The following is a 15,242-nucleotide window of genomic DNA, read 5'->3' as shown; positions in this document are numbered from 1 at the left end:
CGGGGCAGGCTATTCCCCGGTGGCGCCGTCGATCAGTTCCCGCACGATGTCCAGGTGTCCCACGTGCCGTGCGGTCTCCTGCAGGACGTCCACCACCAGCCGGCCGACCCGGACCGGCCGGTCGTAGACGCTCACCGTGGCGGCCCAGTCGGCCGCGGCCAGGGTCTCCTGCGAGCGCACCCACTCGGCGTCGAACGCGGCGACCACCGACTCGATCGTCTCCTGTGGACCGACCCGGAAGTCCAGCGTCGTGTCCTCGGCGCCCCACAGCAACGGCAACGAACTCCCGCCGATGTGCCGCTGGAAGTGCTGCCGCTGCACCGCGGTCAGGTGTTTGACCAACCCCAGCGGACTGACCACATCGGACGTCGGGACCGGTGCGGTGCGGGCCTGCTCCTCGGTCAACCCGGCCACCTTGTTCACACACGTCGTGTGCAGGAACCGGAAGAACGCCATGATCGCTTCGGGCACGCCGACGTCCGCCGACGGCCACTCCCGCTCCCGCTCGATCACCCGGCCACCTCCACGTACGGATCCGCGTACTCGGCAAGGACGTCCCCGCCGAACACCCTCCAGTAGAAGTCGTTCATCCGGGCGGCGACCTGTACGTGCCGGCCGAGCACCGCGGCCACGCCGGGCGGCACGTCGCCGGCCACGCCATCATCGGCGCAGCGCCGCACGTACTCGTAACGCTCCGGGATCCCGCGGTCCGGCAGGCACACCGCCCGCACCAACCAGTTCACCAACGTCATCGCCGCGTACCCCGCGTCGTGCCGGGCGTTGCGGTGCACGAAATCCTGCTCAGCCGCGGACAACTCGAACCGCGGCGACGTGACCAAGCCGAAATCGGTCAGGTGGATCCGGTCGCCGTCGCAGCGCATGTTCCCGAAGTGCCCGTCCATGTGCAGCAACTCCAGACGGCGCAACGACGCCACGATTTCCGCCAACTGCCGCTCGACGAGCTCCGCCTTGCCGACCGGATCGTCGCCCAGCCAGTCGTCCATCGCCACCGGCAGGTACTCGCAGAACAACACGAGGCTGTGCGTCGCGCCCGCCAACGCTTCGAGCCGGGCACGCACGGCCGCATCACCCGCCATCGCGGCGACGACCGAGTCGAGGTCGGCGTGTTCGTCCGCGAGCGCCGGACGTCCCGGCAGGACGCGCCAGTGGTGGAGCAGCGGGAAGGCGGTCGTTTCCCCGGCCAGCACCGCGTCGGTGACCGCCTGGTTCGCCGCCAGCTCACGCCAGGCGTTGAACCCCGGGCCGCCCACCCCGTACTGGGCGAAGACCGGCAGCCCGAACAGGTTCGCCGTGCACTGCGGCCGCTCGACTTCCCGGTCGCTCAGCGGGATCCGCTTGACGAACACCGGCAGCCCGTCGAGTTCGGCCACTCCGGACCCGCCGCCCACGCCGATGGCTTGGTCGACGGGCGCGAGTGCGGCGAGCTCGATGTCGCTGCACGACGCAAGTCTGGTTGAGAGCTGCGCGTGGCGGTCCTGCCGATGAGGTCCCATTCCACGATCATTCCAGCGGTCCCAGCGTGTGGCCGCCGTGCAGACCATGACCTGGTGCGGTCGCGGCTTGGCCTGGCCTGTGGTCCGGAACCCACCTGACGGAGTTGCGGTTCGGCCTGGTAGCGGGGTTCACGCATTCCGGGTGTGTCCCACACTCAGGCCGGGTGTGTCCCCTCGTCCGACCCGGTGTGTCCCCTGCTCCGACCCGGTGTGTCCCCTGCTTCGGCCCGGTGTGCCCGCTGGTCCGGGTGGGTCTCGAGTTGGGTGGCGATGTCGGTGCGGCTTGGTCTCGCTGGCGGCTGGTCGTCAGTGGCGCGGTGTGCGTCTTGCAGTGGGGGTGGTGCGGGCTTCGGCGGCACCGGTTTGCCGTTGCGGCCTGGGTTTCGTTGGCACCGGGCCTCAGCGGGCTTGTGTGACTGCTTTGGCCTTGTGCCGGTGAGGCTTGACAGCGCGCGTGGTGCCCGGCTTGCGCTCGAAATTGCCCGGGCTTCGGCGGCACCCGTTGCCGCCACGTCTCGTTGGTAGCGGGCCTCAGCGGCGCAGCTGGCTTGGTCTCGTGGTGAGGCTCGGCGCTGTCTGGCCGCAGTGGTGGTTGGCGCGGGCGATCCGGAATGCGCCGTCACACGGGTCAGCGCACGCCGCGCGGGCGGAACTGGATGCTGATCCGCGGGCCGACCGGCCTGCCGGTCTTGGGCACCGCGTGCTCCCAGGTGCGCTGGCACGAGCCGCCCATCACGATGAGGTCCCCGTGACCCAGGCCGTGCCGGATGGTCTGCCCGCCTCCGCGCGGGCGCAACAGCAGCGCTCGCGGCGCGCCGACCGACACGATGGCCACCATGGTGTCCTCGGTGCTGCCCCGGCCGATGGTGTCGCCGTGCCAGGCCACGCTGTCGCGACCGTCGCGGTAGTAGCACAACCCGGCGGTGCGGAACCGCTCGCCGAGCTCGCCGGCGTAGTGCGCGCTCAACGCGTCCCGCGCCTCGTCGAGCACCGGGTGCGGTAAGGGGTCGCCCTCACCGTAGAAGCTCAGCAGTCGCGGCACGGTAACGGTGCGGTCGTACATCACGCGCCGCTCCTCGTGCCACGGCACGTCGGCCGCGAGTCGTTCGAACAGCGCACTGGCACCGGACAGCCAGCCAGGCGCGAGATCGATCCACGCGCCCGCGCTCAACGGCACGCGGCGCACCGAGCTCGCGAGCGGAGCGAGGCGTACCTCGTCCGTCACGTCGAGCAGGCTGGCCTGCAGTGCTTCGGGCATGGCGACCACTGTACACCACCTCTCGAACAGGCGTTCGAGCCGAATTCGAGTTGCCGACCGTGCGATCGTGGACGGCGGAGGTGGGTGTGGACGAGGTGTTCCGCTGGATCGAGGAGCGGTTCGGGCCGGGGGTCCGGTCCTGGATCGACGAGGTTCCCGCTGTGGCGCAACGGGTTTCGCGGCGCTGGGGGATGGAGCTGGGGGAGTTGTTCGCCGGCGGGGCGGCCTCGGTGGTGTTCCGGTGCGAGTGGACCGACGGCACGCCTGCCGTGCTGAAGCTGAGCCCGGACCGCGCGTTGCTCGGCGACCAGGTCTGGATGCTGCGTCTGCTCGGGGCATCCGGCCGCGTGCCCGCGGTGCTCGCCGCCGACCAGGACCAGGGTGCCGTGGTGCTGACGGAAGTCAGGCCGGGGACCGAAGCCGAGCACCTGCCGGCGGAGTCGCTGCCCGGGCTGTGGGGCGGCCTGCTCGCCGACCTGCATGCCGTCGCGCCGCCCGAGGGCCTGACGCGGACGTTGCGCGCCCGGTGCGAGGAATCGCTCGCGCGGATCGGCAAACGCTTGGCGGAGCCCGCGATCGGCGCGAACGTAAGCGGGGAGTTGTGGCGTGCCACCGAAGAGCGGTGCCGTCGGCTGCTGGACACCCAGTCGCGCACCGTCCTGCTGCACGGGGACCTGCACCTGGGCAACGCCCTCGACGGTGGTGCCGACGGCCTGGTCGCGATCGACCCGAAGGTTTGTGTCGGTGACCCGTGCTTCGATGCGTTCGACTTGGTTGTCGACGGCGCAGGCCGGGAAGGAATCGATGCACGATGCGAACGAGTGGCGGTCGCTTGTGGCCTCGACGGTGACCGGTTGTACGAGTGGACCAAGGTCAACGCGACGTTCCACGCGATCGGCCGGTTGTCCGACGGCCGTGATCAGGTCGTCGACGAGTTGCTGGAGGTGGCGCGATGACCGTCCCGGACACCGCGCGGGTGCGCTTCCGCCGGTTCACCGAGTCCGATGTGGACAAGCTGGTGGCGCTGGACGGCGACCCCGAGGTGATGCGCTACCTCGACACCGGCAAGCCCCGCACCCGCGAGGACGTCGAGCAGAAGACCCTGCCATCGATCCTGGGCAGTTACGTGGACGGCGGCGGTTACTGGGCGGCGATCGAGCGCGCGACCGGCGCGTTCCTCGGCTGGGGTGAACTGACCTTCCAGGGGTTCAGCACGTACGAGCTCGGCTATCGCCTGGTGCGGGCGGCATGGGGTCGCGGTTACGGCACCGAGATCGCGAAAGCGTTGCTGCGCAAGGCTTTCGACGACGGCGCTGAACGGGTGATCGCCCAGACCATGGCCGTCAACGCCCGATCCCGGCGGGTCATGGAGAAGGCCGGCCTGGAGTACGTGCGCACGTTCGTCGTCGACTGGCCGGACCCGATCCCCGGCACGGAGCACGGCGAGGTGGAGTACTACATCGACATCGAGCGGTGGCGTCAGCGGTGCGCCGTGGCGGACGGGTCGAGCTGAGGTTCGTACCCCGCGCGCAAGGCGGCGACCGACGCCGGCGGCGTGATCAGGTCGGCGGACCCGGTCCGCGGCCGCGATCGCGCCGTGCCGTAGCCCTCGGTGGTCCAGGGCACGACCGCGTCGTCCAGCACCAGCGCCGGCTGGTCGTCGAGAGCGACGAACGCGCCTTCCGGGATGTCCCGCCACGGCGTGGGGTGCAGGCGCCGCCGGTGTGTGCCCCGGACAATGCGCTCGCTGTGCAGCTGCTGGTCCATCTCCTTGGCCGACGGCTGCGCCACGCCGAGCCCGGCCACCCAGGCCGCACGGTAGGCGTTGTAGTCGGCGCGGCGGCACAAGGCGCACGGCCGGTGGCCCGCGGCGAAGGACACGGCCTCGTCGTGGAAGAACAGCAGCGTGAAGTGGCTGGGCTCCCACTGCGCGAGCCGCCAGTCCTTGAACCGCAGCGCACACGTGATCCACAGCTGGCTGCGGTGGAACCGCACGACGTCGAAGCCTTCGTGCAGCACCCCGCGGTTGCCGCACCAGGCGCCACGCAGCTCGACGGCCACGATGTCGCCCATCGGGGTCACGCGGTTGCGCATGGGGCCGCGGCCCTCGCGCGGGGGAACGGGCACGACTACCTCCGGACTAGTCGGCGTCGACCGCACGCAGGAGATCGGCGAGCCGGCCCTGCTGCTCCTCGGTCAGCACGCCGAACGTGTGGGTCGCGACGTCGCGACGGATCTCCGCGACCTCGGTCACCGCATCTTGGCCTTCGCGGGTGAGGCTGACCAGGGTCGAGCGCCGGTTGGCCGGGTCGACGTCCCGGCGGACGAAGCCGGCCTCCTCCAGCGAGTCGATCACCGAGGTGACCGAGCGCGGCGCGATCCGCAGCGCGTCGGCAAGCTGCACCATCCGCAGCGGCTCGCCCGCGCGCGCGATGGCGCCGAGGGCCCGCGCTTGACCTGGGCTCAACCCCAGCGGCGCGAACCCGGCGGCGTAGCCGTGCTTGAGCCTGCGACCCACGCGGTGGACGAGGTCGGCGAGTTCGCTGTCCACGGCGTGAGGGTAACTCAGTGTTGAGAGGAATAAAGGTGAGGTAACCTCTGTTTGAGCTTACGTCCGAAAATGAGAGGGGATTGAGTGAGCGAGGAACCAAAGGCGCCGATCGGGCGCATCGTCCGGCTGTTCCGCCCGTACCGAGGCCGGCTGGCCGTCGTCGGGCTCTTCATCATCTTGTCGTCGCTGGTGGCGCTGGCGTCGCCGTTCCTGCTGCGCGAGATCCTCGACGTGGCGATCCCGCACGGCCGCACCGGACTGCTGGCCGCGCTCGTCGCCGGCATGGTCGCGGTCGCGGTGATCACCAGCGTGTTCGACGTGCTGCAGACGTTGATCTCCACCACGGTCGGCCAGCGGGTCATGCACGACCTGCGCACCGCGGTGTACGGGCACCTGCAACGCATGTCGCTGGCGTTCTTCACCCGCACCCGCACCGGTGAGATCCAGTCGCGCATCGCCAACGACATCGGGGGCATGCAGTCCGTCGTCACCTCGACCGCGACCTCGATCGTCTCCAACCTGACCACGGTGCTCGCCACCATCGTCGCGATGCTGGTGCTGGACTGGCGGCTGACCGTCGTGTCGCTGCTGCTGCTCCCCGTGTTCGTGGCGATCAGCCGCAAGGTCGGCGCCGAGCGGCGCCGGATCGCCGGCGAGCGCCAGCGCAAGCTCGCCGGGCTGTCGGCGATGGTCCAGGAATCGCTGTCGGTCAGCGGTGTCCTGCTCGGTCGCTCCATGGGCCAGTCGCCCGCGCTGACCAGCCGATTCACCGACGCCTCCGACGAGCTCGCCGACCTGGAGGTCCGGTCGAGCATGGCGGGGCGCTGGCGGCAGTCCACCATCCAGATCGTGATGTCCGCGCTGCCCGCGGTGATCTACCTGACCGCCGGGCTGAGCCACGTGACCTCGATCGGCACGGTGGTCGCGTTCACCACCCTGCAGATGACGTTGTTCCGCCCGACCGTGTCCTTGCTGCGGACCGGTGTCGACGTGCAGACCTCGTTGTCGCTGTTCGGGCGGATCTTCGAGTACCTGGACCTCGCGGTCGACATCAAGGAACCCGCGAAGCCGCGTGCGCTCGGCGAGGTGCGGGGCGACGTGCGGTTCGACGACGTGAGCTTCGGCTACGACGAGACGCCGACCCTGTCGCACGTGGACCTCACGGTGCCCGCCGGCTCCAGCCTGGCCATCGTCGGTGAGACGGGTTCGGGCAAGACAACGCTGAGCTACCTGCTGCCGCGGTTGTACGACGTGACCGGCGGCGCGGTCACCATCGACGGCGTCGACGTGCGGTCGCTGAGCTTCGCGGCGCTGGCCGACGCGGTCGGCGTCGTCTCGCAGGACACCTACCTGTTCCACGAGTCGGTGGCGGCGAACCTGCGCTTCGCCAAGCCCGACGCGACCGACGAGGAGCTGTACCGCGCCGCGCGCGCGGCCAGCATCCACGACCACATCATGTCGTTGCCCGACGGCTACGACACGGTGGTGGGGGAGCGCGGCTACCGCTTCTCCGGCGGCGAGAAGCAACGGCTGGCCATCGCCCGCACGATCCTGCGCGACCCGCCGATCCTGTTGCTGGACGAGGCGACCAGCGCGCTCGACACCGGCACCGAGCAGGCCGTGCAACAGGCGCTGGACGCGTTGTCCGAGGGCCGCACGACGATCACCATCGCCCATCGCCTGTCCACTGTGCGGGGTGCCGACCAGATCGTGGTGCTGGACAAGGGGAAGGTCGTCGAGCGCGGCACCCACGAGGAGCTGATGTCCCTCGACGGCCGGTACGCCGAGCTGGTGCGCAGCGACCGCCGTGCCCCGGAAACCGCTGCGGTGTAACGGGTTCCTCGGCCACACCGGCGAACCCGCGAGGGCGTGACGAGGCTCGCGTACCGGACCCCGGCTCCCGGATGCCACACTGGGCGCGGCGCAGTCATGGGATGATCGGAGGCAGGCCGTGGGTCAGCAGCGGCGCGGGTTCGTGCTCGCCCTCCTGGCCTACCTGTCCTGGGGTTTCTTCCCGCTCTACTGGCAGTTGCTGGCCCCCGCGGGCGCGTTCGAGATCCTCGCGCACCGGATCGTCTGGACGCTGATCGTCGTCGCGATCCTGGTCGCGGCGACGCGGCGGTTGCCACAACTGCGCGTGCTGGCGCGCGACCGTCGCAAGGTGCGGTTCCTGGCCGTCGGCGCCGTGGTGATCGCGATCAACTGGGGCATGTACATCCTCGGTGTGCTGACCGGCCACGTCGTGGAGACCTCGCTCGGCTACTTCATCAACCCGCTGGTCACCATCGTGCTCGGTGTGCTGGTGCTCGGCGAGCGGCTGCGCTGGTTCCAGTGGCTCGCGCTCGCCGTCGCCGCGTCGGCGGTGGTCGAGCTGACCTTCGACTACGGCCAGGTGCCGTGGCTGTCGCTGACCCTCGCGTGCTCGTTCGGCACCTACGGGCTGATGAAGAAGAAGGCCGACGTCGGCACGGTGGAGGGGCTCACGGTCGAGACGGTGCTGCTCGCACCCATCGCCCTGGGCTACCTGCTGATCACCGGGTTCGCCGGCCACGCGACCTTCGGCCACTTCGGCCTCGGCAACGCGATCGCGCTGGCGGGCACCGGCATCATCACGGCCATCCCGCTGCTGTGCTTCGGCGCCGCCGCCACCCGCGTCCCGTTGACGACCATGGGGTTGCTGCAGTATCTGGTGCCGAGCATCCAGTTCACCATCGGGCTCGTCGTGTTCCACGAGTCGATGACCACCGCGCGGTGGGTCGGCTTCGGCCTGGTCTGGCTGGCCCTGGCGATGATCACCGCGGAGTCGCTCCTGGTGCGGCGCAAGGAGAAGCGGACGATCCTGGCCCAGGAGCAACCGGTCGCCGCCACCGCGACGTGACGAAGGCCGTGGACCCCGCCGGGACCCACGGCCTTCACCACCTCCGGTCAGCCGTTGGCCAGGGCCTGGACCCGGCTGTAGTCGCCGTTGAACCGGTCCTGGTCACCGGGGAAGATCCCGGAATCCGCGTACTGCCACACGGTCTGGTAGCCCCAGTTGTACGGCAGCGTGCCGACGCTCGTGCTGTAGCGCGCCACCCACAACGGGTTGGTGCTGGAGAAGTCGCCGGTGTTGCCGGTGCACTCGGTCCACCAGCTCGTCGCCGTGTAGATGACTGGCCAGCGGCCGGTCCGGGCGTGGTACTCGTTGGAGAACGACAGGATGAACTGCACGATCTGCGAGTGCGACTTGCCGTAGCAGTCGCCGCCCTCGCCGGCCGTGCCCCACTCGATGTCGAGCGTGCCCGGCAGGGTCAGGCCATCGCGGGACCAGCCGCCGCCGTTGCTGGCGAAGTAGTCGGCCTGCACGGTTCCGCTGCTCACGTCCGGCCGCCCGTAGTGGTAGGCGCCGCGGATGATGCCCTGGTTGTAGGCGGCCAGGTAGTTCTGGCTGAAGTACGGGTCGTGGTAGCTCGTGCCCTCGGTGGCCTTGATCCAGGCGAACTTCGCGCCGTTCGCCTTGACCGTCGCCCAGTTGATCGAGCCCTGGTAGTGGCTCACGTCCAGGCCGGGGGTCTGGGTGGCCAGCAGGCTGGGCGCCGGCTTCCCGGCCACACCCTCATGGGCGCGGATGCTCCAGCCCATCGCGTGATCGGGTTCGACCGACGGTGCGTTGCTCGACGACGCGCCCGCGGTGGCCGTGCAGACCAGCGTCGCGCCCAACGCGACCGCCGCGGTGACGGCGCCCAAGAGCCGCCTCCGGACGGGGACCGACAACTTCATGTGGATCCTTTCTGTGCCCTCGCAAGGAGAATCACGGCAGGGTGGATCGCAGGGCCGTGATCCTGTTGACCGAGGCGGTGAACTCCGCCTGGTTCAACGTTCCGTTGTCGTACGCCGCCGCGAGCGCGTTCACCGCGGCCTCGCCCTGGCTGACGTCCCGCGCCGAGGCGAGGATCAGGTCCATGCCGGCGCCGGCGGCCAGCACCGACCGGTTGCCGGTCGAGCCGTACGCCTGCAGCGCGCCCGCCTCCAGCGCGTCGGTGATGGTGACGCCCTGGAACCCGGTGTTGTGGCGCAGTTCGGTCTGCACGATGGTGCGGGAAAGACCGGCGGGCCTGCTCGAGTCCAGCGCCGGGTAGACCGCCCAGGACACCATCACCAGCTTCACGCCGGCGTCGATCGCGGCGTAGTACGGCGGCTCGTCCTTGGTCCGCAGGTCGGACAGCGAGACGTTGAGCGTGACGGCGCGGGTGTCGGTGTTCTGGGTGCTCGACGCGGCGCCGAGCCCGGGGTAGTGCTTGGCCGTCGCGGCGACGCCGGTGGCCTGCTGCGCGCGGATGAAGTTGCGCCCGAGGACGCCGACGGTGGCCGAGTCCTGGCTGTAGGAACGGCCGTACTGGTCCATCAGGTCGCCCGCCGTGCGGTACACGTCGAGCACGGGGGCGAGGTTGACGTTCATCTTGGCGCTGCGCAGGTTCTGCCCGGCGCCGGTGCCCGCGTTGGTCGCCTCGAGCGGCGGGTTGCTCGACAGGCCGACCTGCTTTTCCGACAACACGGGCGCACCGGGCAGCCGGCGCACCTGGCCGCCCTCCTGGTCGGTCATCAGCAGGAGTGGTTGCTGCACCGGGCTTTGCGCCGAGGCGTCGCGCAGTTGCTGGACGACGCCCGCGATCTGCGTCGTGCTGGAGATGTTCTCGCCGAAGAAGATCACCCCGGCGACACGTCCGGCACGGATGTCGTTGAACAGCGACTGCGGCGGGGTCAGGCCGGGGTAGGAGTAGATGACCCGCTGGCCGGCGAGTTGCTGGGACGTCAGGGCAAGCGGGGTGGCTGATGCATCGGCGGAGGCAGCGGACGCGACGGTGTTGGCCACCGTCGCGGAAAGCGCCAAGGCCGCGATCGCGGCTCCCCATCGGATCGTGCGTCGCGCGCGGCTCATGGGCCGGCCTCCTCGGGGCAGAGTGACGGTGAACACAGAATAACCGTGGGGGACACCAATTTGAAAGTTTCCAACCGGAGCAACTTCACGGTCGTTCTTGGCGGGCAACCGGACGCGGTCGGCGGACGTATAACAGTGAGCCGGCTGACCGGTTCACAGGTCCTTTGTGCGGGGCATGACATGCTCGTATGCACAAGAGGTCTCGCGACCGGTCAGGGGAGGGGAAGTGGTGGATCGGCCGACCAGGCACCGGGCAGGCCCGCGCGCTCATCGCCCCGACCGCTGGCTCGCCCCGCAGAAGGGGTCCCTGGGTAGCGCCGGCCAGCCGCAAGGCCAGCGCAAACCGCCCGGCGACCAGCCGACCGACGAGTTCCCGAAGGTGGACGCCGTGGAGCAGGACCAGGCGGGCCCGCCGCGCCCCAGCCCCAGTCCAGGCCCCAAGCCAAGCCCCAGTCCAAGTCCCAGCCCGCGTCCCCGCCCCGCCCGGCAGCCCGATACTTCGGCGGCCGGCCGCGACGGACGTCCCCAGCCGGCCGGCGAAGCCCGCCACGGTCGCCCGCCGGCGGATGCTCCGAACGGTCGCACCGCGGACCGCGGCTCAGGTCGCCACGGCGGTGCGGTCGATGGCCGCCCTGACGGTCGTTCGCCTGAGGGTGGTTCTGGTCGGCGCGGCGGCGGTCCCTTCGATGGCGGCTCGAACGGTCGCTTGCCCGAAGACAGCTTCGGCCGCCACGGTGGCCCGGTCGACGGTCGCTCGAATGGTCGCGTGCCGGAGGGTGGTTCTGGCCGTGATGGCGGTCCGGTTGAGGGCCGCCCTGACGGTGGCTTGCCCGAAGACAGCTTCGGCCGTCGCGGTGGGCCGGTCGACGGTCGCTCGAATGGTCGCGTGCCGGAGGGTGGTTCTGGTCGGCGCGGCGGTCCGGTTGATGCAGCGCAGAACGCCCGCTCGGCCGAAGGCGGCTTCGGCCGGCACGGCGGCCCGGTCGATGGCCGCCCTGACGGTCGTTCGGCGGAGAGCGGTTCTGGTCGTCATGACGGTCCGATCGATGGTGGCTCGGACGGTCGCTTGCCCGAAGGCGGCTTAGGCCGTCACGGCGATCCGGTCGACGGTCGCTCGAACAGTCGCGTGCCGGAGGGTGGTCGGCACGGCGGTCCGGTTGATCGACCGCAGAGCGGGCGCCTGCCCGAAGACGGCTTCGGCCGGCACGGCGATCCGGTTGACGGTGCGCAAACCGGTCGTCCGCCGGAGGCCGGTCGCCGCCGCCTTGGCGCCCCGGTTCCGGCGGCTGGCCGTCGGTCGAGCACAGGTCGCCCTGGCGCTCCCGGCGCGGTGCCGCCCGATGCGAGCGATGCGGACCCGATTCCGCCTTACATGACAAGGAACGGCCGGCCGCCGGTGGCCGGTAGCCCCGAGCCCGGTACGCCGCGAACCGGTCACTCGGCGGATCGTCGTTCTGGCCGGTTGGACGACCCGGACCTGGCCCCGGAAGGCCGTCCCGACCGGGGGCGCTCGGGTTCGCTCGATGGCCCAGTCGTCGCCGACGTGCCGGTGTCGGGTCGGCACGGCCGCCCGGTGAGTGCCGACGCACCCACCGAAGCCGTCCTGCCGGTGGTCGCCCCGGTCGACCGGGGGCGGCCGGCGCCGGCGCCGGGGCCCGTCCTCCCCGAGGGCGAGCCGCCGCTGCTCTCCGGGCGGGGCAACGGTTTGCCGCCGTCGGAACGTCCCACCGAGCTGATCTCGCGGGTGGCGGACGCGCCGACCGATCTCATCGACCGGATCGACGACGGCTATTACGACGACGACTACGACGACTACTACGAAGACGACGACTACTACGACGAAGACGGCGACGAGGAACCACCCAAGGACAAGGTTTCCGCCTACGCGAAGCTCGCGGGCGAGATCCTGCTCACCGCCGGCATGGTCGTGCTCCTCTTCGTCGTCTACGAGGTGTGGATCACCGACCTGATCTCCGCGGGCCGCCAGGCCGATGCCACCGCCGCGCTTGATCAGCAGTGGAACCAGGGCGGCGCCGTCGACGACGGGCGCACCGAACACCTCAGTGCCGCCGACGGGCAGGGCATCGCGAAGCTCTACATCCCGGCGCTCGGCGAGGACTACAAGTTCACGATCATCGAGGGCACCACCGACGACGACCTCGCCATCGGGCCGGGCCACTACACGCGCTCGCAGCTGCCCGGCCAGCCCGGCAACTTCGCCGTTGCCGGTCACCGGGTCGGCAAGGGCGCTCCCTTCAACGACATCGACCTCGTCGAGCCGTGCGACGCGATCATCGTCGAGACCAAGGGCGACTGGTACGTCTACCGCATGCTCCCGCTCGACGACGGCAGCACCGGCTGGGCGAACAACCCGCTCTGCCGCGGCCCCAACGGCGAGCAGAAGGTCAACCGGCTCACCGGCCCCTACGCCAAGACCACCGGGCGCACCATCGTCGACCCGTCGCAGGGCGAGGTGGTCGACGCGATCCCGGGCCAGCCGGACTCGGCCGTGCCCGCGGACGACCGCAAGGCCCTGCTGACCCTGACCACGTGCCACCCGAAGTTCTCCAACGCCCAGCGCATGATCGTGCACGCGGTGCTGGTGAAGCACTGGACCAAGGCCCAGCTCGGCGGCAAGCTGCCGGTGGAACTGCAGGAGACCAGTTAGTCGGACAGTTCCTCGATCAGCATGCGCAACCGGTGGAAGGCCGGCTTGGGGGAGTAGTCGTCGCGCAGCACGCCGAAGTGGTGGAACGGCGTGGCTCCGGAGGAGTTCGCGTCACGCAGGGCGAAGAGCTGCCAGCGGCCCACCTCGAGCCTGTGGCACGTCCTGATGACCGCCTCGAGCACGTCGGCCTGCAGCTCTTCCGGCCGGTCGGCGCCGGTCGGCCAGCCGTTCTCGCCGATCCGGAGCTCCGTCGTGGCGGGCACGCCGAACTCGGTCAGCGTGGCGCGAAATCGGCCGACCATTCCCTCGACCACGTCCGGCACCGATTCCAGCGGCACCCGTCCGCCGAACACGTCCGGATAGATGTCGAGCGCGGCGTAGTCGAGGGCCGAGGCGAACGCCGGCGCGTCGCAAGCCGCCACCTTCGACCAGAAATCGGAATCCTCGAATTCCGACGGCACCAGACCAATACCGATCCGCACCGGTTGCCCGTCCCGTCGTGCGGCCGCCGCGGCCTGCACGCCGAGCACCATCGCGGGCACCACGTCCGGGAACGCGCCGTCGGCCGCGAACGGCATTGCGCCCATGTTGGGCTCGCCGGTCACCTGCACCGAATCCAGCGTGTCGCCGTGCGCGCGAACGACGTCCGCGACGAATTCGGCGAACCCGGCCGCGTCACCGGTCTCGTGGCGGTAGCAAAGCACCAGATCCCACGGCACGCCCGCGACTTGCGCCACCAACCGCGCCGCGGAATCGTCGCCGGTCCACGGCACGTACATGCGCGGCACGACGGGTGCCTTGTCGCCCCGCAGTTCGGTCAGGGCGGCGATGACCCGATTCATGTCGTCCGGAGGGCCGCTCACGACGCCGTCCGGCCCGCCCACGACCCCCAGTGGATAAACGCCGAACCTCACGCGTCCGCCCCCTTCTTCAGTTCGTCCTGAAGGTAGCCGGTGATCGGTCCGGTGCAGATCGAGGCCACCACGACCATGGCCGGCACGACGAGGCCCGTTGCCCACACGGCCGTGTCGATCGGCAGCGTCATCGCGAGCAGCAGGTGCACGGCGAACGCGACGACGAGCGCGATGCCCCACACCAGCGAAATGCTCCGCACCGAGCGCTGGAACCGGCGGTTGCCGGCCACCAGCCGGTCCCACGCGTCCGCGGCGCGTGCGGACCGCACCAGGAAAGCGCGGTAGGGCTCGGTCATCGCGCCCTTGCCGCGCAACGCGCTGACGATCACCCACAGCCCGACCGGCCCGGTGCCGATCGACTCCTTGGCCAGCAACAGGCGCGGCGACCCACCGATCAACGCGATCGGGATGCTGATGACCGTGACCAGCAGGACCGCGGTGGCCAGGGGCTCGGTCGACCGCTCCCGCACCGCCACCCAGATCACCCGCAGGGCCGGCACGACCGAGGTCAGCGCGAGCGCCATCGTCATGCTCATCCCGTAGTGGCGCAGCAGGTAGTAGCCGGCCAGCGGTATGACGCCGTCCAGCACCAAGGCCAGCCACGACCCCAGCACGCCGCGCTTGCGCTTGCCCGTGGCCACCCGCGTCTCGTCGCCCACCGCGATCCCCATGTCCTTCTCCTATACAAAACTAGACCGTCTCGTCTCGTATGTAACCACCGACGCGACGGGCCTGTCAACCGAGCCGGGGCCCGGGTGTGCGATGTGGACGGTCCGGCCCGGACCGAATTCCGGCTTTTGTTGTGCGGTTAAATGTGACCCGTGCCGCCGTGGAGACCGGTCGGCGCAAAGCCTGATATGGTTCGCCTGTCCTCAAAACCGCCGTTTTGTATGAGGTAGCACATGGCCCAGAAGACCATCGTCCAGTTGATCGATGACCTGGACGGTTCCACCGATGGCGACATCGAGTCGGTACAGTTCAGCCTTGATGGCGTGAACTACGAGATCGACCTGAACGAGGAGAATGCCGCCTCGTTGCGCGGCGAGCTCGAGCGTTTCATCGCCTCCGCCCGGCGCACCGGCGGTCGTGTCCGCCGCAATGTCCCTGGCGCGAAGTCCGGCGACGCCCGCAGTCGCGAGGAGACCAAAGCAATCCGTGACTGGGCCAAGGCCAACGGTCACGACGTGTCGGAACGTGGCCGACTCTCGTCGACCATTGTTGAGGCATACGAAGCCGCCCAGGCCGCCCCCAAGGCGAAGGCCAAGGGTCGTGGTCGCGCGAAGACCGCCTTCTCCGGCTGAATGTCGAGCACCTGTGGTGCCGGGTATCGACGACCGATACCCGGCACACTTGTGTCTGTGCCCGAATTGATGGGCGTTGCCGATTGTCGGTATTTCGCGAGCGATCAACGCTGCGTGA

The 15,242-nt window shown here is 70.1% G+C and carries 17 protein-coding genes; 6 read left to right on the top strand and 11 right to left on the bottom strand.

The features are described 5' to 3' along the window. Positions 1–9 precede the first annotated feature (9 nt). From EV186_RS15840 to EV186_RS15830, 3 genes are all read right to left on the bottom strand, one after another. Positions 10–513, bottom strand: coding sequence for a DinB family protein (locus EV186_RS15840; protein ID WP_243754054.1), 504 nt, complete (start codon positions 511–513; stop codon positions 10–12). Continuing rightward, positions 510–1,514: a serine/threonine protein phosphatase gene (locus tag EV186_RS15835; protein ID WP_166659187.1), complete on the bottom strand. Its 1,005-nt coding sequence runs from the start codon at positions 1,512–1,514 to the stop codon at positions 510–512. The genes EV186_RS15840 and EV186_RS15835 overlap by 4 nt, the downstream gene beginning before the upstream one ends. 628 nt (positions 1,515–2,142) lie before the next feature. Continuing rightward, positions 2,143–2,772 carry an alpha-ketoglutarate-dependent dioxygenase AlkB gene (locus EV186_RS15830; RefSeq protein ID WP_133849970.1) on the bottom strand — a complete coding sequence of 210 codons (630 nt, stop codon included), beginning with the start codon at positions 2,770–2,772 and terminating at the stop codon, positions 2,143–2,145. Positions 2,773–2,831: 59 nt separating this feature from the next. Here EV186_RS15830 and EV186_RS15825 point away from each other — a divergent pair, with 59 nt between their 5' ends. Both EV186_RS15825 and EV186_RS15820 read left to right on the top strand, forming a co-directional pair. Then, positions 2,832–3,728, top strand: coding sequence for an aminoglycoside phosphotransferase family protein (locus EV186_RS15825; protein ID WP_243754053.1), 897 nt, complete (start codon positions 2,832–2,834; stop codon positions 3,726–3,728). Next, positions 3,725–4,285 (top strand): GNAT family N-acetyltransferase, encoded by a 561-nt coding sequence (locus EV186_RS15820; RefSeq protein WP_133849969.1) that lies wholly within the window; start codon positions 3,725–3,727, stop codon positions 4,283–4,285. The genes EV186_RS15825 and EV186_RS15820 overlap by 4 nt, the downstream gene beginning before the upstream one ends. Here the strand turns inward: EV186_RS15820 and EV186_RS15815 are convergent. Together EV186_RS15815 and EV186_RS15810 are read right to left on the bottom strand one after the other, a co-directional pair. Continuing rightward, the gene (locus EV186_RS15815) at positions 4,252–4,899 is read right to left on the bottom strand and encodes a hypothetical protein (protein ID WP_208115612.1); all 648 of its coding nucleotides are present in this window, start codon (positions 4,897–4,899) and stop codon (positions 4,252–4,254) included. The two genes, EV186_RS15820 and EV186_RS15815, sit on opposite strands and share 34 nt — an antisense overlap. A 13-nt stretch (positions 4,900–4,912) precedes the next feature. Then, the gene (locus tag EV186_RS15810) at positions 4,913–5,323 is read right to left on the bottom strand and encodes a MarR family winged helix-turn-helix transcriptional regulator (RefSeq protein WP_133849968.1); all 411 of its coding nucleotides are present in this window, start codon (positions 5,321–5,323) and stop codon (positions 4,913–4,915) included. Between the two features lie 84 nt (positions 5,324–5,407). Between EV186_RS15810 and EV186_RS15805 the strand changes: the two genes are divergently transcribed. Both EV186_RS15805 and rarD read left to right on the top strand, forming a co-directional pair. Further along, positions 5,408–7,156 (top strand): ABC transporter ATP-binding protein, encoded by a 1,749-nt coding sequence (locus EV186_RS15805; protein WP_208115611.1) that lies wholly within the window; start codon positions 5,408–5,410, stop codon positions 7,154–7,156. Between the two features lie 118 nt (positions 7,157–7,274). Then, on the top strand, positions 7,275–8,201 hold the full coding sequence (rarD, locus tag EV186_RS15800) for an EamA family transporter RarD (RefSeq protein WP_133849967.1): 927 nt from the start codon (positions 7,275–7,277) through the stop codon (positions 8,199–8,201). A 47-nt stretch (positions 8,202–8,248) separates the two neighbouring features. Here rarD and EV186_RS15795 read toward each other — a convergent pair whose 3' ends face one another. The 4 genes from EV186_RS15795 to EV186_RS38925 form a co-directional block, all read right to left on the bottom strand. Beyond that, positions 8,249–9,082 (bottom strand): GH25 family lysozyme, encoded by an 834-nt coding sequence (locus EV186_RS15795; RefSeq protein ID WP_133849966.1) that lies wholly within the window; start codon positions 9,080–9,082, stop codon positions 8,249–8,251. Between the two features lie 31 nt (positions 9,083–9,113). After that, complete coding sequence (locus EV186_RS15790; protein ID WP_133849965.1) at positions 9,114–10,241, bottom strand: glycoside hydrolase family 3 N-terminal domain-containing protein; 1,128 nt, start codon at positions 10,239–10,241, stop codon at positions 9,114–9,116. A 598-nt stretch (positions 10,242–10,839) separates the two neighbouring features. Beyond that, positions 10,840–11,214: a hypothetical protein gene (locus tag EV186_RS15785; protein WP_133849964.1), complete on the bottom strand. Its 375-nt coding sequence runs from the start codon at positions 11,212–11,214 to the stop codon at positions 10,840–10,842. A gap of 108 nt (positions 11,215–11,322) precedes the next feature. Next, positions 11,323–11,472 (bottom strand): hypothetical protein, encoded by a 150-nt coding sequence (locus tag EV186_RS38925; RefSeq protein WP_166659186.1) that lies wholly within the window; start codon positions 11,470–11,472, stop codon positions 11,323–11,325. A 342-nt stretch (positions 11,473–11,814) separates the two neighbouring features. Here EV186_RS38925 and EV186_RS39435 point away from each other — a divergent pair, with 342 nt between their 5' ends. Further along, entirely contained in the window at positions 11,815–12,909 is a 1,095-nt protein-coding gene (locus EV186_RS39435) for a class E sortase (protein WP_243754052.1), read from the top strand. Here EV186_RS39435 and EV186_RS15775 read toward each other — a convergent pair. After that, complete coding sequence (locus EV186_RS15775) at positions 12,906–13,823, bottom strand: hypothetical protein (protein WP_133849963.1); 918 nt, start codon at positions 13,821–13,823, stop codon at positions 12,906–12,908. The two genes, EV186_RS39435 and EV186_RS15775, sit on opposite strands and share 4 nt — an antisense overlap. Further along, on the bottom strand, positions 13,820–14,494 hold the full coding sequence (locus EV186_RS15770; protein ID WP_133849962.1) for a VC0807 family protein: 675 nt from the start codon (positions 14,492–14,494) through the stop codon (positions 13,820–13,822). The genes EV186_RS15775 and EV186_RS15770 overlap by 4 nt, the downstream gene beginning before the upstream one ends. A 231-nt stretch (positions 14,495–14,725) precedes the next feature. Between EV186_RS15770 and EV186_RS15765 the strand changes: the two genes are divergently transcribed. Further along, positions 14,726–15,124, top strand: a complete 399-nt coding sequence (locus EV186_RS15765; RefSeq protein ID WP_133849961.1) for a histone-like nucleoid-structuring protein Lsr2 — start codon at positions 14,726–14,728, stop codon at positions 15,122–15,124. The last annotated feature ends 118 nt before the right edge of the window (positions 15,125–15,242 follow it).

The organism is Labedaea rhizosphaerae, assembly GCF_004362825.1.
Taxonomy (GTDB): domain Bacteria; phylum Actinomycetota; class Actinomycetes; order Mycobacteriales; family Pseudonocardiaceae; genus Labedaea; species Labedaea rhizosphaerae.
This window is presented reverse-complemented; position numbering and strand designations above follow the sequence as displayed.

Bases quoted from the DNA above. Each gene is read 5' to 3' on its own strand.
- EV186_RS15835 (WP_166659187.1), bottom strand. From the start codon at position 1,514: ATGGGACCTCATCGGCAGGACCGCCACGCGCAGCTCTCAACCAGACTT.
- EV186_RS15830 (WP_133849970.1), bottom strand. From the start codon at position 2,772: ATGCCCGAAGCACTGCAGGCCAGCCTGCTCGACGTGACGGACGAGGTA.
- EV186_RS15820 (WP_133849969.1), top strand. From the start codon at position 3,725: ATGACCGTCCCGGACACCGCGCGGGTGCGCTTCCGCCGGTTCACCGAG.
- EV186_RS15795 (WP_133849966.1), bottom strand. From the start codon at position 9,082: ATGAAGTTGTCGGTCCCCGTCCGGAGGCGGCTCTTGGGCGCCGTCACC.
- EV186_RS15790 (WP_133849965.1), bottom strand. From the start codon at position 10,241: ATGAGCCGCGCGCGACGCACGATCCGATGGGGAGCCGCGATCGCGGCC.
- EV186_RS15770 (WP_133849962.1), bottom strand. From the start codon at position 14,494: ATGGGGATCGCGGTGGGCGACGAGACGCGGGTGGCCACGGGCAAGCGC.
- EV186_RS15765 (WP_133849961.1), top strand. From the start codon at position 14,726: ATGGCCCAGAAGACCATCGTCCAGTTGATCGATGACCTGGACGGTTCC.